Annotated in this window: 22 protein-coding genes; 13 read left to right on the top strand and 9 right to left on the bottom strand. The window is 58.2% G+C overall.

From position 1 onward, the window contains the following. Positions 1-15: 15 nt before the first annotated feature. The 12 genes from PJE01S_RS11855 (at position 16) to PJE01S_RS11800 (ending at position 9,320) form a co-directional block, all read left to right on the top strand. Positions 16-684 (top strand): amino acid ABC transporter permease, encoded by a 669-nt coding sequence (locus tag PJE01S_RS11855; protein ID WP_068833827.1) that lies wholly within the window; start codon positions 16-18, stop codon positions 682-684. After that, positions 685-1,335 (top strand): amino acid ABC transporter permease, encoded by a 651-nt coding sequence (locus tag PJE01S_RS11850; protein WP_068833826.1) that lies wholly within the window; start codon positions 685-687, stop codon positions 1,333-1,335. A gap of 68 nt (positions 1,336-1,403) precedes the next feature. Further along, positions 1,404-2,249 carry a transporter substrate-binding domain-containing protein gene (locus PJE01S_RS11845; RefSeq protein ID WP_068833825.1) on the top strand — a complete coding sequence of 282 codons (846 nt, stop codon included), beginning with the start codon at positions 1,404-1,406 and terminating at the stop codon, positions 2,247-2,249. Positions 2,250-2,323: 74 nt separating this feature from the next. Beyond that, positions 2,324-3,052 carry an amino acid ABC transporter ATP-binding protein gene (locus tag PJE01S_RS11840; protein ID WP_157090307.1) on the top strand — a complete coding sequence of 243 codons (729 nt, stop codon included), beginning with the start codon at positions 2,324-2,326 and terminating at the stop codon, positions 3,050-3,052. A gap of 47 nt (positions 3,053-3,099) precedes the next feature. Next, complete coding sequence (gene aroQ / locus PJE01S_RS11835) at positions 3,100-3,549, top strand: type II 3-dehydroquinate dehydratase (protein WP_068833824.1); 450 nt, start codon at positions 3,100-3,102, stop codon at positions 3,547-3,549. 35 nt (positions 3,550-3,584) lie between these two features. Beyond that, positions 3,585-4,373, top strand: coding sequence for an SDR family oxidoreductase (locus PJE01S_RS11830; RefSeq protein ID WP_157090306.1), 789 nt, complete (start codon positions 3,585-3,587; stop codon positions 4,371-4,373). A gap of 23 nt (positions 4,374-4,396) precedes the next feature. After that, positions 4,397-5,197 carry a 2-keto-4-pentenoate hydratase gene (locus tag PJE01S_RS11825; RefSeq protein ID WP_157090305.1) on the top strand — a complete coding sequence of 267 codons (801 nt, stop codon included), beginning with the start codon at positions 4,397-4,399 and terminating at the stop codon, positions 5,195-5,197. A gap of 57 nt (positions 5,198-5,254) precedes the next feature. Continuing rightward, positions 5,255-6,283, top strand: coding sequence for an alcohol dehydrogenase catalytic domain-containing protein (locus PJE01S_RS11820; protein WP_068833821.1), 1,029 nt, complete (start codon positions 5,255-5,257; stop codon positions 6,281-6,283). Between the two features lie 49 nt (positions 6,284-6,332). Continuing rightward, positions 6,333-6,803, top strand: a complete 471-nt coding sequence (locus PJE01S_RS11815) for a MaoC family dehydratase (protein WP_068833820.1) — start codon at positions 6,333-6,335, stop codon at positions 6,801-6,803. A gap of 151 nt (positions 6,804-6,954) precedes the next feature. Then, complete coding sequence (locus PJE01S_RS11810) at positions 6,955-8,007, top strand: Gfo/Idh/MocA family protein (RefSeq protein ID WP_068833908.1); 1,053 nt, start codon at positions 6,955-6,957, stop codon at positions 8,005-8,007. 20 nt (positions 8,008-8,027) lie between these two features. After that, positions 8,028-8,474, top strand: a complete 447-nt coding sequence (gene aroQ / locus PJE01S_RS11805) for a type II 3-dehydroquinate dehydratase (RefSeq protein WP_068833819.1) — start codon at positions 8,028-8,030, stop codon at positions 8,472-8,474. A 9-nt stretch (positions 8,475-8,483) separates the two neighbouring features. After that, entirely contained in the window at positions 8,484-9,320 is an 837-nt protein-coding gene (locus tag PJE01S_RS11800) for a shikimate dehydrogenase family protein (RefSeq protein ID WP_068833818.1), read from the top strand. A 76-nt stretch (positions 9,321-9,396) separates the two neighbouring features. Here the strand turns inward: PJE01S_RS11800 and PJE01S_RS11795 are convergent, their stop codons facing one another. Next, entirely contained in the window at positions 9,397-10,050 is a 654-nt protein-coding gene (locus tag PJE01S_RS11795) for an HAD family hydrolase (RefSeq protein ID WP_068833817.1), read from the bottom strand. A gap of 2 nt (positions 10,051-10,052) precedes the next feature. Then, positions 10,053-10,229 (bottom strand): hypothetical protein, encoded by a 177-nt coding sequence (locus tag PJE01S_RS25160; RefSeq protein WP_157090304.1) that lies wholly within the window; start codon positions 10,227-10,229, stop codon positions 10,053-10,055. A 146-nt stretch (positions 10,230-10,375) separates the two neighbouring features. On the opposite strand from PJE01S_RS25160, the gene PJE01S_RS11790 reads away from it, so the two are divergent. Further along, positions 10,376-11,383 carry a porin gene (locus PJE01S_RS11790; protein ID WP_068833816.1) on the top strand — a complete coding sequence of 336 codons (1,008 nt, stop codon included), beginning with the start codon at positions 10,376-10,378 and terminating at the stop codon, positions 11,381-11,383. A gap of 303 nt (positions 11,384-11,686) precedes the next feature. Here the strand turns inward: PJE01S_RS11790 and PJE01S_RS11785 are convergent, their stop codons facing one another. From PJE01S_RS11785 to PJE01S_RS11755, 7 genes are all read right to left on the bottom strand, one after another. Then, positions 11,687-12,595 carry a MurR/RpiR family transcriptional regulator gene (locus PJE01S_RS11785; RefSeq protein WP_068833907.1) on the bottom strand — a complete coding sequence of 303 codons (909 nt, stop codon included), beginning with the start codon at positions 12,593-12,595 and terminating at the stop codon, positions 11,687-11,689. Positions 12,596-13,067: 472 nt separating this feature from the next. Then, positions 13,068-14,279 (bottom strand): sugar ABC transporter permease, encoded by a 1,212-nt coding sequence (locus PJE01S_RS11780; RefSeq protein WP_068833815.1) that lies wholly within the window; start codon positions 14,277-14,279, stop codon positions 13,068-13,070. Positions 14,280-14,307: 28 nt separating this feature from the next. Next, on the bottom strand, positions 14,308-15,111 hold the full coding sequence (locus PJE01S_RS11775; RefSeq protein ID WP_068833814.1) for an ATP-binding cassette domain-containing protein: 804 nt from the start codon (positions 15,109-15,111) through the stop codon (positions 14,308-14,310). Positions 15,112-15,167: 56 nt separating this feature from the next. After that, entirely contained in the window at positions 15,168-16,238 is a 1,071-nt protein-coding gene (locus tag PJE01S_RS11770) for an ABC transporter substrate-binding protein (RefSeq protein ID WP_068833813.1), read from the bottom strand. Between the two features lie 96 nt (positions 16,239-16,334). Further along, positions 16,335-17,330, bottom strand: coding sequence for an inositol 2-dehydrogenase (gene iolG, locus PJE01S_RS11765; RefSeq protein WP_068833812.1), 996 nt, complete (start codon positions 17,328-17,330; stop codon positions 16,335-16,337). A 22-nt stretch (positions 17,331-17,352) separates the two neighbouring features. Continuing rightward, the gene (locus tag PJE01S_RS11760; RefSeq protein WP_068833811.1) at positions 17,353-18,231 is read right to left on the bottom strand and encodes a sugar phosphate isomerase/epimerase family protein; all 879 of its coding nucleotides are present in this window, start codon (positions 18,229-18,231) and stop codon (positions 17,353-17,355) included. Further along, positions 18,228-19,313, bottom strand: coding sequence for a Gfo/Idh/MocA family protein (locus PJE01S_RS11755; protein WP_068833810.1), 1,086 nt, complete (start codon positions 19,311-19,313; stop codon positions 18,228-18,230). The genes PJE01S_RS11760 and PJE01S_RS11755 overlap by 4 nt, the downstream gene beginning before the upstream one ends. Between the last annotated feature and the right edge of the window lie 41 nt (positions 19,314-19,354).

Genomic DNA, 19,354 nt, shown 5'->3' with positions numbered 1-19,354 from the left:
GAAGCCAGAGTTCCCATGAATTACAAAGTCGACTTCGCTCCTGTCATTGCAGGATTTCCCGATCTGTTGTGGGGATGCGCGGGCACACTGGGGCTTGCGCTTGCCGGTATGTTGCTTGCAACCATCATTGGCGTAATCGGCGTGGTGTTGCGGGATTCGCATATCGCGCCGGTCCGCTGGGTCGTGATGGCCTTTGTGGAGGTGATCCGCAACACGCCGTTTCTGGTGCAGATTTACTTCATCTTCTTTGCGCTCCCGATCGCGGGCGTCAAGCTGGACCCCACGCCGACAGCCATCATCGCCCTGGGCGTCAATGGCGGTGCTTACGCGATCGAGATCATCCGCGGTGGCGTACAAGCCATCAACAAAGGTCAAATCGAAGCCGGACTTGCACTCGGGTTGAACAAGCTGCAAGTCTTTCGTCTGATCGTGATCAAACCGGCGCTGCGCGCCATATTCCCATCCCTGGTCAGCCAGTTCATTCTGCTCACGCTCACAACCAGTATTGCTTCGGCGATCTCGGCTTATGAATTGACGTCGGTGGCCCAGCGCATCGAGTCCGACTCATTCAAGAGCTTCGAGGTGTATGGCGCAGTGACCCTTCTTTATCTCGCGATTTCGACCTTGATGCTGACAGGGTTCGGCGCCATGGCGAAACGCGTCTTTAGCTATCCGGTGAAATAAATGCACACAATTACTGCCCCGGAATTGCTCTTTTTATTGAAGGGCGCTCAATGGACGATAGCCTTGTCGGTCATAGGACTGGTCCTTGGCGCAATGGCCGGCCTGGTGATTGCACTGGCCCGCACATCGCACATTCCCGCGCTCAGGCGCGCGACCGGCGGCTACATCGCGGTGTTTCAGGGCACGCCTTTGCTGATGCAGTTGTTCGTGACTTACTACGGACTGGCGCTGGTGGGCCTCAAGCTCGATGCATGGGTGTCCGTCGCCATCGGATTCACGCTGCATGCGAGTGCCTTCCTCGGCGAAATATGGCGCGGCTCCATCGAGGCCGTACCCAAAGGCCAGACAGAGGCCGCGAATGCACTGGGCATTAATTATGTGACGCGCATGCGAAAGGTCGTCCTTCCCCAGGCGATTCGCATCTCCCTCCCGGCGACCATCGGATTCTTTGTGCAACTGATCAAGGGCACATCGCTGGCAGCCATCGTGGGTTTCGCAGAGCTTGCCCGCAACGGGAGCGTTGTTTCCAACCAGACTTTTCAACCACTGGTGGTCTATGGGATCGTGGGCGCACTGTACTTCGCCATGTGCTGGCCGCTATCGCTCTATGGATCGCGACTCGAACACAAACTTGCCACGGCCGCCCGGTGATCGTCCGACGCAAACAACTCAATCTCACCCTTTCTGCACCCTGAACGTAAAACCTGGAGACAACTGAAATGAAAAACATAGGCAAATTCCTGAATCGCCGTCGCGTGCTGCTGGGCGCCGCCGCCACGCTGGTCGCCGCATACGCACTCCTTGCCGGTCCTGCTTCGGCCATCACACCTGCCGAAATCAAGAGCAAAGGCAAGCTCGTCGTCGGTATCCAGGCGGCCAACCCGCCCTGGGGTTTTGTGGATGCCGCAAGCGGCAACGCAGACGGTATCGATGCCGATATGGGCAAGCTCTTTGCCAAAGAACTCGGCGTACCAGTTGAGTTTGTTGGTCTGGAAGTTGCCAATCGCATTCCTGCGCTGACATCCGGTCGCGTCGATGTGCTTTTCGCCACCATGGCGATGCTGCCTGACCGCGCCAAGGCAGTTCAGTACAGCAAGCCCTACGTTGCCAACAGCATCTATCTCGTGGCCGCGAAGAACACGGCCGTCAAGAGTGACGCCGATTTGGCCAAACTCGTCATCGGCGTTCCCCGCGCGAGTTCACAAGACGCGGATGTGACAAAGCATGCGCCGGCCGGCACGACGATCCGCCGTTTCGACAATGATGCCGCGACCATCCAGGCGCTGCTCTCAGGGCAAGTGCAAGCGGTTGGCGGCAACGTGTTCTACGTCAAGCGCCTCAGTGAAGCCAAACCGGACACCTACGAGAACAAGCTTGAATTCACCCAGCTGTTCAACGGTGCTTGCTCTCGTCTTGAAGACAAGGAGTTGAACGCCGCATTGAATGCGTTTATTGACAAGATCAAGGCCAACGGTGAGCTGGCAAAAGTTCAACAAAAGTGGATGGGGGCGAGCATGGTGAACTTCCCCGCCAGCGTTGAAGGCGTTCCCTTCGTCGCCAAATAATCCGAACCGTCCAAAGAGAAAGAGTCAGGGCCATGAGTCAAGTCAACAGCACAACCGCCGATGCGGCCGCACCCATGATCGCCATGGAACACGTCGATAAATGGTACGGTCAATATCAGGCCCTGACCGATATCAATTTGTCGGTCCGCGCAGGAGAAAAAATCGTCCTGTGCGGACCTTCCGGATCCGGAAAATCCACGCTGATTCGCTGCATCAATCATTTGGAAAGCTATTCAAAAGGGCGCATTCTGGTCGATGGCATTCCGTTGACCAACGATTCAAAGACGATAGGCGCCGTCAGGGCGGAAGTCGGCATGGTGTTTCAGCAATTCAATCTTTTCCCCCACCTGACCGTCCTGGAAAATTGCACGCTGTCACCCCTGAACACACGCAAGCAGACAAAGGCGCAAGCCGAAGCCACTGCGCGACGCCTTCTCGACCGTGTGCGAATCCTGGATCAAGCGGACAAGTATCCCGCGCAACTGTCCGGTGGCCAGCAGCAGCGGGTGGCCATCGCGCGTGCGCTGTGCATGGAGCCCAAAGTCATGTTGTTCGATGAGCCGACCTCCGCCCTGGACCCCGAGATGGTGAAGGAGGTGCTGGATGTGATGGTCGGGCTTGCGAACGACGGCATGACCATGATTTGCGTGACGCATGAAATGGGGTTTGCGCGTGCCGTCGCGGACCGGGTCATTTTCATGGCGGGTGGCGAGATCGTCGAGGAAGGGCCGCCCAAGCAGTTCTTCCAAAACCCCAAGCACGAACGCACCCGGGCATTCCTCGGCGACATCCTGGGGCATTGAACGCTCGCGTCTTTCGCCACGCTTAAACATCACAAGAAAGGACGCTCATGAAAGTGCTCATGCTTCATGGCATCAACCACAACATGTTCGGCAAGCGCGACCCCGTGCATTACGGCACCATCACGCTGGACGAAATCAACGCCAGCCTGCAGGCCCTGGGCCGGGATCTCGGCGTCGAGGTGGAAAATTTCCAGACCAACGGCGAGGGCGAGATGTGCGAGCGCATCCACCAGGCGCTTGTTGAGAAGGTCGACGCCGTGCTGATCAATGCCGGCGCCTGGACCCACTACAGCCATGGCATTCGCGATGCCCTGGCCATTCTGACGATGCCGGTCATTGAACTCCACATGGCAAACATCCATGCGCGCGAAGAGTTCCGGCATCAATCCGTATTTGCAGCCGTCGTCAAGGGGCAGATTTGTGGCTTCGGTCTGGACAGCTACCTGTTGGCGTTGCGGGCTGCAGTGTCCGCCGCCCAGGCTGCCAAAGCCTCTTGACGACTTCACCATGACACTCAACACGGACACACATGATGGCTAAAGAATTCGCAGGAAAAATTGTTGTCATTACGGGAGGTAGCCGAGGCATTGGCCATGGCATCGCTGCGGCGTTCGCTGCGGAAGGTGCGCAAACGGTGCTTGTCGCTTCTTCCCAGTCGAATCTCGAAGCAGCGGCTGACGCCATTGCGCGCAGCGGCGCGATGCGGCCAGCTATTTGCGCCGCCGATCTTCGCAAGGAGGACGGGTGCAAGCAAGTATTCAAGTGGGTCTCCGGGCGTTATGGTCGCTGCGATATTCTTGTCAACTCCGCCGGCGCCACACGTGCCGGCGCGTTTGTCGACCTGACCGAGGAGGCCTGGCAAGACGGTTTTGCACTCAAGTTTTTTGGCTGCGTGAACCTTTGCCGCCTGTTCTGGCCCTTGCTGGCAAGCGCGCGTGGACATGTGGTCAACATCATCGGCGGCGCCGCGCGTACGCCGGATCCGGGCTTTTTGATCGGCGGCTCGGTGAACGCGGCGATGCATAACTTCACCAAGGGTCTGTCGGGCCTGGGCAAGCGCGAAGGGGTTAATGTCAACGCGATCCTGCCCGGCCTGACGGAAACCGCGCGTGTCGAGCAAATATTCAGGCAACGCGCCTTGGCGAGTGGGAAATCGCTTGAAGAAGAGCGCGCGGCACAGATTGAACGGGAAGGGCTCGCCCGGCTGGGGACGCCCGAGGATGTCGCAGCGCTTGCGCTCTTCCTGAGCTCGGAGCGCGCACGACACATTCAAGGGACCGCGATCGCTGTTGACGGGGGCGGCACGCCGGGTCTTTATTGACATGGGCTCTGCGGATCTGTGATATGCGTAAGGAAGCCATGCAACCGAATTTTGAAGAACTCGCCCAGTCGCTGGTCAAGGCATGGAACGCGGGCGGGCGCATTGCGCTCCCCGCGGAGGATGCCGCGCCGCGCTCGCGCGCGGACGCGTATGTCATCCAGGATCGTTTTGCCGAGATTCTCGGCGATCGATGCGTCGGCTGGAAGGTTGGCGCCGCTGTACCGGCCGTGCAGGTGATGGAAGGCCATGACGGTCCTATTACCGGTCGACTTTTCGCTGCGCGGCATTACACAAGCCCAGCGCAAGTGCCGGCAGCATTGTTCGAAGGCTACAAGATCGAGAGCGAGTTCGCATTCCGTTTCAGGAACAGGGTGCCTGCGCGAAAGCGCCTTTATACGCGTGCGGAGCTGGAGCCGGGACTCGTACTCCACCCGGGTCTCGAAATCGCGGGCCATCGCTACGCGGCGAGTCGTGGCGGCCGCAAGTCAACGACCCACGATTTGATAGCCGATAACGGCGCTTGCGGTGCTTACATCGAGGCCTCCGGTATTGAAAATTGGCGGCACATCGATTTCGCCAACTTGCCCATCGATGCGCGCATTGACGGCGGTGAACCGATTCAGACCTTCTCCGGCGAGTTCTTTCGGGACCCGGTCGACATTCTGGTGGAAACGGTGAATGGACTTTCCGGGCGTGGCATTGACCTTGCCGCGGGCGACTTGTTGACGACAGGGTCGCTGACGCTGCCTGTTGCGATGCGTGCGGGGCAGACGTATGTCGCCCGCTTCGGCGACCTCGCAACGCTTCGTTTGTCTTTTTTGTAGGCATAGACCCGGTTCAGAAGCGAGATCGCATTTTTGAGTCGAGAAAAAAAGACCGCAATGAAAGCAATCGTGATGGACGAGTTCGGCGAGCCGGACGTACTGAAAATGCAAGAGATTCCCCGGCCTCTACCAGGGGCGGATGAAGTTTTGGTGCGTATCAAGTGCTGCGGCGTATGCCACCTTGACCTGATTCTCCGCTCGGGCATGCGGTCTCGCGTGAAACCGCCGCGCATCCTTGGCCATGAGCTGGCGGCTGAAGTGCTTGAGGTGGGCGCCAACGTGGATGACTTTGTTCCTGGGGACCGCATCACGTCCTTCAACTTCCAGGCCTGCGGAAAATGCGCTGATTGTCTGCGCGGCCGTCCGTCCCTTTGTCGGCAAACGCTGGGCGATATTGGACAAACCCGGGATGGTGGCTACGCAGAATACGCTGTGCTGCTGGCCAGCAATCTGGTCAAACTTCCCGACGGCATGCTGTTCGAGCACGCCTGCTTCGCGGCCTGTGTGTATGGCCCACCCTACAAGGCGATCCGTGGCGTCGGGAAGATCCAGCCGGGGCAGACCGTTGTCATCACCGGTGCGAGTGGTGGCTTGGGCCTCGCCGCCATCCAGATCACCAAGAGTCTGGGCGCTCGCAGCATCGCGATCACGAGCAACGCCAGCAAGGTGGATCGCCTGAAGGCACTCGGTGCGGACGAGGTCGTGGTCAGTCCCGACGGTGCCTTTGGGGAGGACGTTCGCCAGCTCACCAAGGGCCGCGGTGCGGACCTGGTGGTCGAGCTGATTGGTTCACCCACCTTTCACGGGAGTTTGCGCAGTCTTGCGCCCGGGGGGCGTATCGCCGTTGTGGGCGAGCTTCACGGCACGCCCGTCGAAATCAACCTCGGCCTGCTGATCATCAAAGAGTTTGAGCTGCACGGTGTGCAGAGCGCGAATCGAGCTGAACTGCAAGAAATTCTGCAGTTCATGCATGACAACGCGATTGAACCCACGATCTGGAAATCCCTTCCGCTCGACAAGGCCGCCGAGGCTCACCGCGAACTCGCCAACCGCGAGGTCATTGGCCGGGTTCTGCTGGTGCCTTGACGCTTTCGTTCACTGGACCATCCCTCCAACCCCCGCAAAGGACATTCAAATGGCTCCCGGAAACTTCTTTGACGACATCAAGATCGGTGATGAGCGTCTTACGCCTCGCATCACCGTCACGGAGGGACACATCCTGGCCTACGCTGGCGTGGCGGGCGACTTCTCACCGCTTCACATGGACGAGGTCTATGCGCAGACGACCCACTTCGGCGGGCGCGTTGCGCATGGATTGATGGGCTTGACCTTGACTGACGGCCTCAAGGTGCAATCAGCTTTCTTCCAGGATGGCATTGCGCTGGGTTGGACCTGGAACTTCAAAGGCCCGATCAAGATTGGGGACACTTTGCAGGCCAGGTTTCGGATTGCCGATGCCCGCATCTCCAGGAGCCGGCCCGAGATGGGCATTCTGGTGATGGCGATCCATCTGATCAACCAGCGCGGAGAAGTTGTTCAGGAAGGCGAACACCGGCTGATGGTCCCGCGCAAGCCGGAACTTGTCGGCCAGCAGCAGGCAGCATGAACCAATGAATCGATCCGGCACGCCACGTGCATCGCTCGCGAAGCAGGTGCGCAAGTTTCATGCGGCCCCCATCTGCAAGCAAAGCGCTGGTCGCTAGCGTTCGGCGACCTTGCTTCCGCAGTTTTTTATCGACCTTTTTACTATTTCTGCCATGAACAAAACACGTATTGCGGTTGCCGGCGCCGGCTACATCGGCCAGGCTCATATGGGCGTAGCGCTGAACAGCCCGACCTGCGACCTTTCCGCCATCGTTGACCCTTCTCCCGCTGCGGTGGACTTGGCCGCCAAAGCCGGTGTGCCTTTGTACACTTCGATCGAAGAATTGCTGGCCAAGGATCGCCCCGATGGCCTGATACTGGCCACACCCAATCACTTGCACGTGCCGCAAGCGCTGCAGTGCATTGCGGCCAAGTTGCCCATCCTGCTGGAAAAGCCCATCGCCACCACCGTGGCCGAAGGCGAACAGCTGCTCAAAGTGGTCGATGAAACCGGCGCCAAAGTGTTGATCGGCCATCACCGCGCGCACAGCCCCATCATGGCCAAGGCCAAAGAAGTCGTCGATTCCGGCAAGCTGGGCAAGCTGGTCGCTGTCATGGGCAGCGCCACCTTCCTCAAGCCTGACCATTACTACGTCGACGCACCGTGGCGCCGCGAGATCGGTGCCGGTCCTATTTTGCTGAACATGATCCACGAGGTGCACAACCTGCGCATGCTGTGCGGCGACATCGTGGCGGTGCAGGCCTTTGCCTCGCACGCCACGCGCGGCTTTGCGGTGGAAGATACGGTGGCCATCAACCTGCGTTTTGCCAGCGGCGTGCTGGGCACTTTCATGCTGTCCGACACCGCTGCCTGCCCGCGCAGCTGGGAGCAGACTTCGCAGGAAAACAAGGCCTATCCGACCTATGAAGATGAAGACTGCTACGTCATCACCGGCACCAACGGCAGCCTGTCGGTGCCCACCATGCGCCTGAAGACCTACCCCAGGCCGGAAGACCGCTCCTGGTGGAAGGAATTCGAAGTGGGCGTGGTCGGCATGGTGCGCGACGACCCGCTCAAGCACCAGATCGAACACTTCGGCGCTGTCATCCGCGGCGAGGCCCAGCCGCTGGTCAGCGCCCGCGACGGCCTGCTGAACCTGCGCATCACCGAGGCGATTGCCCAAGCCTCCAAATCCGGACAAGTTGTTGAACTGTCCACCCATTGATATCAACCTGAAAGAGCACCATGAAAATTCTCATGCTTCACGGCATCAACCACAACATGTTCGGCAAGCGCGATCCGGTGCAGTACGGCACCATCACGCTGGACGAGATCAACGCCAGCTTGCAGGCCCTGGGCCGGGATCTCGGCGTCGAGGTTGAGAGCTTCCAGACCAACAGCGAGCGCGATATGTGCGAGCGCATCCACCAGGGCTTCACCGACGGGGTGGACGCGGTGCTGATCAACGCCGGCGCCTGGACCCACTACAGCTACGGCATCCGCGATGCGCTGGCCATCCTGACCTGCCCGATTGTCGAACTGCACATGTCCAACATCCATGCCCGCGAGGAATTCCGCCATCACTCCGTGTTCGCTGAAATCGTCAAGGGCCAGATCTGTGGCTTTGGCGTGGACAGCTACCTTCTGGCGCTGCGCGCCGGCGTCTCGGCAGCGATGGCTGCCAAAAAGTAGAGCCTTTCCATGCTTATCAACGGCAACACCGAACTTATTGCCCACATCGGCTTTCCCACGCACGCCTTCAAGGCGCCGATGATCTACAACCCTTGGTTCGAGAAGGCGGGCGTCAACGCCGTGGTCGTGCCCATGGGCTGTCAGGCCAGCGACTATCCGGACTTTCTGCGCTCGGTTTTCAGGCTGGCCAACATCCGCGGCGCGCTGATCACCATGCCGCACAAGGTCACCACCGTGGGCCTGCTCGACGAGGTGTTGCCCACGGCGGCGATCGCAGGTTCGTGCAACGCGGTGCGCCGCCTGCCCGATGGCCGTTTGCAGGGCGACATGTTCGATGGCGCGGGCTTTGTGCGCGGCGTCCAGCGCAAGGGCTTGAACCTCCAGGGAGCAAGGGCGCTGGTGGTGGGCAGTGGCGGCGTGGGTTCGGCCATCGCCGCGTCCCTGGCCGCCGCTGGCATTGCGGCCATCAGCCTGTACGACATGAATGCGGCATCGGCCGAGGGCCTGGGGCAACGCCTGCGCCAACACTACCCGGCCCTTCAGGTCAGCACGGGTTCCAACGACCCGGCCGGCTACGACCTGGTGGTCAATGCCACCCCCATGGGCATGAACGAAGGCGACCCGCTGCCCATGGATGTCTCGCGCATCGCGCCTTCGACCTTTGTCGGGGAGGTGGTGATGAAGACGGAAATGACCGCCTTTCTCCGCGCCGCCCAGGCGCGCGGCTGCACGGTGCAGGTCGGCTCGGACATGCTGTTCGAGCAGATCCCGGCCTACCTGGAGTTTTTTGGTTTCCCGACCACGACGCCCGAGGTGTTGCGTTCCCTGGCGCGTCTGAGCTATTAATGGAGATCAGCTACAGGCGAGTGGCATGAACGGGGCGCGGCAAGCGCGCCGGGCACGCTGGCGCAGAACCAAAGCGCTACCCGTGCAACACCTGGTCCAGCACGGCCAGGCTGTTGATTTGCTCGATCCGGGCGGCGAGGTCCGGCGGCACCGTCTCAGGCTGGCACAGTGAATACACCCGCATGCCCGCCGCCAGTCCCGCCTCGATGCCTGGCAGGCTGTCTTCCACCACCGCGCAGTGCCGTGGCTCGACGCCGAGGGCTCGCGCTGCGTGCAAAAACAGCTCGGGTGAAGGCTTCCAGGAACCCACCTCGTACGCGCTGAAAATCCGGTTCTCAAAGTAGGGGAGCAGGCCGGTCAGGCCCAGGGTGAGTTCTGCTTTTTCGCGCGGCCCGTTGGTGGCCACGCAAAACGGCTGTTGCAGGCGCGACACCAGCGCCAGTGCGCCCAGCATCGGATGCAGGCCCTCGCTAAAGCGCGCCGCCATGGCCTGGCGCACGTGGACGGTGAAATCAGCCTCGAAGCTGGCGGGCCGCTGCGCCAGGCGCCGGCCGATCGACTCGACGCACAGCGCCATGCGCCTGCCCCGAAACTCGGCATGGGCCTCCTCGCGCGTCATGCGCGCGCCCAGCTTGACCGCCTCCTCATACAGCACATCCAGCCCCGGCGTTTCACTGTCTACCAGCGTGCCGTCGCAATCGAAAATAATGGCCTTGAAACCCGTCGCCATGCTCAGTCTTTCGGTGTGTTCAGATGGTTCCAGTGTAAACAAACGTCCTGGTCGAACCCGGTCACTTCGAGCTGAATGCCGAGTTCGCGCTGTGCCCGCACCTGCGCCATCTGCCTGAGCACAGCGTCGAAGTGACCAAGCCAATTCTCCGAATGGTCATAGCCAGCAACCTTTTTCAAGACGACCCTGACCCGGAAAACCTGACTATTCAAAAATAGAAAATTGACATCAAAACCATGTTGGTAAACCCGATTGGTTGACTTACTTCCAAGACATAAATTCGCGCTGCAACAAATGCAAGTCCTTTTTATTTTTTGGAGTTTTGATGAAGAAATATTTGATCACGTTGGCCGTGGTGGCCGCTTCTGGCGCCGCAACTGCGCAGTCCTCCGTGACCTTGTACGGTATCGCCGACATCTCATTGGGTCTCGTGAATGATGGTGCTGTCCGGCAAGCAAAAATTGACAGCGGCACTTTAAATACCAGCCGTTTTGGTTTCAAGGGAACGGAAGACCTGGGCGGGGGCTTGAAAGCCAACTTTCTGCTGGAACAGGGGTTCAGTCTTGACAACGGGGCTTCCTTGAACGACAGCCAGGACGGCCAGACCAAACTTTCCCAGATGTTCAGCCGCAACGCATACGTTGGCCTGTCGGGTGGATTTGGCGAGGTGAGGCTGGGTAAAGTCTGGTCGGCCTTCGACGAGATGAACGGCTCTGCCAACGCTGCGTGGGACTCCGCGCTTTCGCCCAGCAGTGGTGTGTTTTATGCCGGAGCAATCGGCGGCTATACCTCCAATCCTCGAAATTCCGTTATCTATTTCACACCTGATATGAGCGGCATTCGCGGCGCATTCAGCTACAGCCTTGGTGAAAACAAAACAGCCACCGTCGCTGCCGGCTCGGTCGCCGCCGTGAATGTCAAATACGCCAGTGGACCGCTGTTCGTCGTGCTGGGCCATCAGACCGAACGCGTTGACGGCAGCGTCGGCATGAAAAAATTCACCCGTTTGAATGCCAACTACGATTTTGGCGTGGCTAAACTGCTGGTCGGTGTGGGGCGCCAATCCCAGGCTGACAAGGCGACCAACGACTGGACCTTCGGGGCGACCGTACCGGTGTCGAACAATGTGGCTATTTCCGGTGGTTTTGCCGCTTCAACCGACAATGTCGCCGCTGGCGACATCAAGCGCAAGGGTTTTGGCGTGGCGACCCAGTATGCGCTGTCCAAGCGCACCGCGCTCTACGCCGGCTACCGGACTGCCAGAATCACCTCTCCTGTGCAAGCCCGCCTCACCACCAGCCTGTACGCGATGGGCGTGACTCACTCGTTCTGATCGTCTGCGCGGGTCCGGAGGCCCGCGCCTGTTGATGGCCTCAGGACCGCAGCATATTTGAACCCGAGGTGTCGCCCATCTGCCAATCCGTCTGCTGGGCATGGATGCCTAGGCCGCACGGAGGGGGTCGCCTTCACACGAGGCATCAGCATTGGCGGGAATGCAGATGAACCGCGATGCCGTAGTCAATTAACCTGCGCAAGGCTTTCTCCCGCATCCGGTTGGCATGAATTCCGAGCAGCGTCAAAGATCCCGGGCGGGGCTGCCTGTCAGGCCGGTTGATCTCGCGGCATTCCCCGGATGTCAGGTGGCAGTTTCAGAACTGGCGGCCGTGCTGCTCAAGGAGACATTTTTCTTTTCAAGCCGATAGGCCAGCGCAACGAAGATGCCTTGGGCCAAGGCCATTGAATTGGTCATGGTGCGAAATCCGAAGGTGCAGTTTTCCTGGACCAACAATACGACTTCAGCCTCCCGCGCCAGTGCGCTCACGCGGCTGTCGGTAATGGTTATCAGCTTGGCACCGTGCGACACGGCAATCTGGGCTGCCGTCAGCGTTTCTTCCGCATAAGGCGAGAAGCTCACCGCAATCATCACGTCATTCGCTCGTATGCCGCGGAGCTGCCCCTCCTGCATCGAACCGATGTGCGTCAGCAACTGGATGGACTTGTTCGTGTGCTGTAACGCATAGGCCAGGTAAGTCGCCACCGGGAAGGCAAAGCGCGCGCCGGCCACCCACAGTGTCTGCGTGTTGGCCATGAGTTCAACGGCCTCGCCCAGCGCGGTGTCGTGAAGGTCCCGCTGCAACTCCTTCATGCCTGCCAGTGCGCCGCGAATGAACTCATGCGTGACATCGGCGCTGCTCAGGTGCGCCGACGTTTCCGCCAGTGCATCGTAAATTCGATCCTGGTAGACGCGGCTTAACGCATTTGGCGACTCGATGCCGCCCCGGAACACTGCCTTGAGCTCTAGGTAGCCATGAAAGCCGAAGTGCTTGGCAAATCGAACGATTGCCGAGGGCTTGACGCCACAACGCTCGGCTACGCACTGGATTTTCTCCATGCCGATGACGTCACGGTGGCGCTCCACATAGCGTGCGATCACTTTGTGCTGCTTGCTCAAATGCTCAAACTCGGCGCTGATGTGCTGCAGCAATGGCTCGACGCCGGTGATGCGCGGCGGAGCCGGCCGGTGGGCGGCTGCCTGCAGGATCATGCCCTGGGGCGGCAGTGGGCATTCCTGCGGCCTGGAACCCGCCGCGACATGGCGCAGATTGTCATAACTCATTGTTGGGTACATCCTGAGATCGGATTGGCTCGTGGTTCGCTGGTGTCCTGCATCCAAAGCATGGCATGGCTGTTCCGGGTGGGCCGCGTGCGGCTCTGCAGTCTGTGTGGCTAGAGCGTGAACGCATGCTCGATCTTGCGGCTTTCAGCGGTGGCATCGGCGATGCTTTTTGGCGATCAGGCCATCCACCGGGACGGTGGTCATTGACAAATCAGCAGTTGAAAAATTTCTGCTGGAGCGTCTTTATTACCACGGCAGCGATGACAGGTCAGTCACCGGATAAATGCTCGGTATGTAGCCTCATTGATAGTCCCAACAGGCTGGACTATTGCAAGAAGTGGCCCCTTCCTTGGAGGGCGAGAGACCGAGGAGGTCTCACACCGTGCCACGTCACAGAGATTCAAAAAGCCTGTTGCCCCGTCGCCTTTTCAATCAGTTTGTCAATCGAGACAGCCAAAACCAGCAGAAGGCCCGTCACGATCAGGCGGATTTCGTTTTCAACACCCATCAGGTTCAGGCCATTTTGGACGGTACCGATCACGAGCGCCCCCAGAAGCGCCGCATGGACTGAACCACGACCTCCAAACAGGCTGACACCACCGATGACCGCCGCCGCAATAGATTCGAGCAAAAGGGTTCCGCCCCCAACACCACCGCCAGAAAAGACACCAACGCCCAATGTTCTGGAAGCAGCCAATACACCGGCAATTGCCGACACTGAACCAGCGATTGCAAAAGCCGCCATCTTGATGATTCCGACATTGATACCTGCTCTACGAGCCGCTTCGTCGTTGTTGCCGACTGCATACAAATAGAGACCAAACTGGGTTTCCTTCAAGATGTATCCGCCCAATCCCAGCATCACTGCGAATATCAAAACCATCAACGGAATTCCCTGGTGTGAATTGAGGATGAGCAGCAATATGACGCCGAAGAGTGCACCGCCGGCCAGCGGTAAAACCAACCCTGTCGATACAGAAACGGGCAGGCCTGCACGCTTTCTCCGCATGGCGTTTGACAGGGTCAAGACCGCATATGCGAACAAACCAACAAGCAAAACAACCCAGGACCCGATACCTTCTATTTTGGTTTGGGCGATTTTCTCAATTCCGGTCCCCATCAGGCCATAGCGTGCCGTTGGAGGAAGCAGCAGTAGCTGCACGCCATTCAGTGCGAGCCCTAAACCAAGCGTGACCACAAATGACGGAACACCGACGAATGTCATCCAACGTGCGGAGAACGAGCCGATGAGTGCGCCAATCACAATCGAAGCAGGCACCGCCAACCACGGCGAGAAGCCGAACTCCACCATCAGTTTGGCCATCAAGACAGCTGTGACACCATTGATCGCCGCTACCGATAGGTCAATTTCCTTGACCAGGAGAACGAACATCAGACCCAAGGCCATGATGCCCACCACAGTGCTCTGCACCAGCATGTTGGACAAGTTCTGTGGAGTCAGAAAAACATCACTTTGAAAGGCAAAAAATATCCACAGGGCGATGAGGCCGATGACCACGGGCAATGCCCGCAAATCTGTTGTCAGCAGTTCGCTGAAGGTCCGCCTCTGCGCGGGCACGGGACTGGTTGAAGTGGAGGTGGCAGTGGCCATCTTTGTTTCTCCTGGAAATTGACGGCTTTCAGCCTGCGAGATTGACATTTTCATTACCTCCAACCATGGCGTTGACAACTTGTTCGCCGGTCACTTCGCTTGATTTAAAACTTGCCACATTTGCACCTAAGCGCATGACTTCGATGCGGTCAGTCGCATTAACAACAAAATGGTGGATGTCGTGGCTCACAATCACGATGCCCAGTCCTTCATTGGCCAACGTACGGACAAGTGTGGAAACCTGTTCCGCGGCGGAGTGACTGAGGGCCGCGGTCGGTTCATCGAGAATCACGACCTTTGGCGTCCAAAGGATGGAGCGTGCAATCGCGATGTTTTGTCGTTGTCCACCCGACATGGCGCCCACGGGGCGACTGAGCGAGAGGTTGCCCAAACGCATGCGCGTCATCACTTCACGGGCCCGCACTTCACACTCTGCGCGCTTGATACGGCGCCCAAACCAGCCTGGGCCGGTAAGCTCTCGGCCCAGGAAAAGGTTTTGCACTGCGTCCAGGTTGTTGCATAACGAAAGATCCTGGTACACCGTCTGAATGCCATAGGCGCTTGCATCAGAAGGGCTATTGATCTTGGTTTGCTTGCCTTCAAACTCGTAGTCGCCGGTGTCATATCCGTGCACACCAGACATAACCTTGACCAACGTTGACTTGCCGGCGCCATTGTCACCCACAAGAGCAACAATCTCACCCGCATGAACGTCGATGGACGCGCCGCGTAGCGCATGAACCGAACCGAACGATTTGTGAATATTCCGCATCGAAATTAGCGGAACACCACGCTTTTGCGAAGATCCACCAGGGCGATTGGAGTCAAACATGATGACCTCTGTCTCTCTTTAATGTGGGGCAGCCTCAATGCTGCCCCGTTTAACACTTATTTATTGTTCTTCTGGCAAATAGGCGTACTTTCAATGCCTTGGCAGATTTGCTTCCAGGTCCAAACACCAGCCTTCACAACGTCAGAAATATTTTCCTGCGTGATGTTCGAAACCGGCAAAAAGACCGCGGGAACATCCATGAATTTATTATTGACTTTCCCGTTGACCAGATTGGCAGGAACACCCTTGCCGGCCAAGATCGAAGACACGACGTCCGCAGCGTAGGTCGCTTCTACCTTGAGGTCCTTCAAAACGGAGTTGTCCTGCCAGCCCTGCGCGACATAACGCAGTGCTTCCACCGTAGCGTCTTGACCACCCGTAACAATCTTCTGACCAGGCTTATAGCCTTGGCTGATCAGTGCCGCAACAGAGCCTCCAGTGGTGCCGTCATTCATGCCCAGGAAGACATCCACATCACCCTTGTTCCGTGTCAAGCAATCTTCCGCGAAAGACTGTGCTTTCACAGGATCCCAGTTTTCGGTGTATTGCTCACAGACCACTTTCACTTTGCCAGAGTCAATCAGTGGTTTGAGGTACTGATTTTGGCCCGCTTCATATTGACCGGTGCCGTACTCGCCTTGGTTTCCTTTGATTCGTGCGACCTTGACGGGCGTTTTTTTCAACTTGCTGATCAGTTCAGCTGCACGCTTGCCTTGTGCTTGACCCACCGAGAGTGAGTCGAACACGACGTGTGCATCCGCCTTTCCGCCCACTGCATCATGGTCGTACAAAACAACGGGCACTTTGGCACTCGCAGCGGCCGCGAGGCTACCGGCAGCGAGGTTGGAGTCCGCGGAAGCCAGCAGAATGACTTTCGCACCCTGAGAAATCGCATCTTCAACAAGTCGTTGTTGACGAGACGGATCGCCTTGCGCGTTCTGAACCACAACCTTGGCGTTTGGCGATTTCTTCTTCATTGCCTCCACAAAGAAAGGCGCGTCTCGGCTTTCAAAGCGAATCGTCGTCGAGTTCGGAAGAAGGAAGAACACTTTATCTTCGGCCTTTGCATAGCCACCTGCGCAAGCCAGGATTGCTGCGATTGCCAGACCGTAGAATTTTGCTTTCATGTTTGTCTCCATTGATTTATGAAAGTGGCTTGGGACGGCTAAGCCACTCTTTTTGAAAATTACTCCAGACACGTCCTCTGGAGGTGATTCATTGAGTTAAACCTTTACCGCACGCCCAGTGACCACAGATTCAATGGCAGCTTCTGCCAGCCGCAGCGCCTGGCGACCATCCCATGGACTTGTCGGCATCGGTGTTCCTTCTTGCAGTGCTTTCAAGAATGCATCCAACTCATTGCGATAGGCGTCCGTGTAGCGTTGCAGAAAGAAATTCAACAGTGGTTGCAAGGCCTCTGTCTCATTCGCGTTGTAGCGACGCACGGTGCTGGGCCGCAGGTTGTCATTCATCAGCATCCCGGTGGATCCGAGAATTTCGAAACGTTGGTCGTAACCGTAGACCGCCTCGCGGCAGCAATTGATGTGGCATTGCTTGCCAGACGCGGTCTGCATGACCACCATCAGCGTGTCGTAGTCGTTGAACTCTTCCATCAGCGCTTTGTTGACCACGCGGCTGGCCTTCGCGTACACCTCGGTCGGCTCCTCGCCGAGAAGGAAGCGTGCCATGTCGAAATCATGGATGGCCATGTCGCGGAAAATCCCGCCAGAGTGCGCTACGTAGTCACGGGGCGGCAGCCCTGGATCGCGGCTGGTAATGATGACTTGGCGGACATCACCAATTTCACCGGCATCGATGGCTCTGCGCAGTTCAATGTTGCTGGGGTCGAAGCGACGGTTGAACGCCATCATGACCTTGGCGCTCAGTTGCTTGAGTTCCGCAACCGCGGCATCGGCCTTGCCGAGGTCGTTGTCCACCGGCTTTTCGCAGAGCACGGCCTTACCGGCGCGGGCCGCCAGAAGCATGAGGTGGGCATGCGTGTCGGATGGTGTTCCGATAACCACGGCATCGACGTCGGAACGAGCGATAGTCGCCGCTGCATCGATTGATGCCTCGCAGTTCAGCTTTGCCGCCAAGGCATCGGCTGAACTCTCGACTGGATCAACCACCGCGACAAGTTGCGCGCGTGGATTGGCGGCAACGTTGGCCGCGTGGATTTGTCCGATGCGCCCCGCACCGAGTACAGCAACTCGAATCATTTTGATGTTCTCCAGGTAAAAATCAGACCGGCAGGTTTTTGAACTGCCGCATGGTGCTTTCGTAGGAAGTGCGCGCCATCACTTCAAGCGGTTGCTTCCGAAAGGTTTCAGAAATAATTTCCACGCCGTAGTAGGGAGCGTTAAAGCCTGCTGCGAGAACCGCCTTGATGAAGCCAGGCAGATCAAAACTACCTTCGCCGCAAAGCCGCCGGCTAAAGCGTGTGTCTTCGAAAAGAGTTCCGACCACGTCCTTGTTGGCGTCATCGAGCTCAATGGCTTTCAAGAACCGGGCTGGAATCTTGGCGATCTCGCTGCAATTCATGCCTCCGCGCTCCAAGTGCCAGATGTCCAGCAAGAGCCCGCCGTTGGACTGATCGGCGCCGGCAATGATGGCCATCGCGGTGTCGATCGTCTTCACGTTGGTGAATGGCATCATTTCCATGACGATGTCCGTTCCGACATGGCGCCCCTCTTCGCAGAGGCGTGCAAACTCGTCTTTCAGCAAAGGAATATCGGGTGGCGTCTCATCAAAAAGAGCCGGCGAAATTTTGAAGTTCCGGGCGCCCAAAGCGGCAGCAGCCTCGAATAATTCACGACGCACCTGATCCGAGGCCTTGCGCCGAGGGTCGGCTGGGTCTACAAACCAATCGGACAAAAACTCGACTTCGACATGCTTGATACCGTTATCAGCAAGCACCGTCTTGATTCCAGAAAGGCCCATCTTTGCGACATTGGCCATCAAATCAGCGTGGACAATGCCCATACCGGTATAGCCCGCCTTGGAAGCGGCAGCTGCGCGTTCCTGTAGCGTGAACGGACTGACTTCAGTAGGGGCGCCGGGATAGACATCACCTGCCAGCGTCCAATATGCGGCGAGTAATTCGGGGGTGGTTTTGTTCACAGTAATACCTCTGCACCAGAGTTTTTGGAAGATGCGAACAGCGCTTCGATCAGCGTGCTGATGTTGAGCGCCTGTGTCGCGGGAATCACGACCGGTGCACCATGGCGCACCGAGTTGTTGAATGCGGCCAGTTCCCGGTCAAAGAACACCGGGTTGCCGATTTCCGCCAGTTCAGGCGAATAAATTGTTTTCTTGGAAGCCCAGTTGATCGGGAAGCTGGTTTCGCTCCATTCGGTCCAGCCTTGAGGGAAGCCCTGGTTACCTTTGTCGTATATGCGGTAGCTGGAGGGCGAAGGACAGCTTTGCATCACCCCTTCGGTGCCGTAGGCGCTGATGTCCCAGGTTTCCAGCCACGGGAGTGGGTCCCAGGAGAAGAAATCGACCACCACGATCTTGTCTTCATAGTTGAGCACTGCACCAGCCGCATCTTCTCGCGAGGTCGGGCCCATGGCGCCAGGGAACTTCGTGATGCGGGCGTTGACAGACTTGGGCATGCCAAAGTGATGAATCACGCGATCAAACAGATGGCAAGAGATGACAAACATCGCACCGCCAATGTCTTCTGGCTGCTTCATGTGATTGGTATCTGCCTCGTCATGCGAACAGCCACCGTGCGCGCGCACCTGCAGCACCTTGCCCAGGCGACCGCTTTTCAGCACCTGCTGCATCGCATCCACCGAGGGAGAGAAGCGCCAGCAGTAACCCACTTGCAGTATTCCGTTGGTGCGGTTCACTGCTTCGACAATGCGCCGTGCATCCGCGGAGTTGCGGCCCGCAGGCTTCTCGCACAACACCGCCTTGCCGGCCTCCAGTGCCTCGATGGACAGGTCCGCCATCTTGTTGCTCTTGGAGTGCACGTACACAGCGTGGACATTTGGATCATCCAAGATATCTTGCTTGCTACGTGCTTCGATGCCCATCGCCTCAGTAAAAGGCTTGAGCAACGGACTGTCGTCGTAGGCACCCAGCATTTGCGCATTCGGCAATCGCTGAAGTGCTCTGACACGGCCTGATGTATGGGGGTGGGTAATACCCAGACAGGCCACCCCGAGTTTGGTTTCATCGCCAATAAACTTGCCCATGACTGTCTCCTCTTTGAATCGAAAATTTATGGGTATTACCC

Origin of the sequence: Polaromonas jejuensis NBRC 106434 (genome assembly GCF_001598235.1) — a bacterium.
GTDB lineage: Bacteria > Pseudomonadota > Gammaproteobacteria > Burkholderiales > Burkholderiaceae_C > Polaromonas > Polaromonas jejuensis.
Note: the sequence above shows the minus strand (reverse complement) of the source record. Positions and strands in the feature narration are given on the sequence as shown.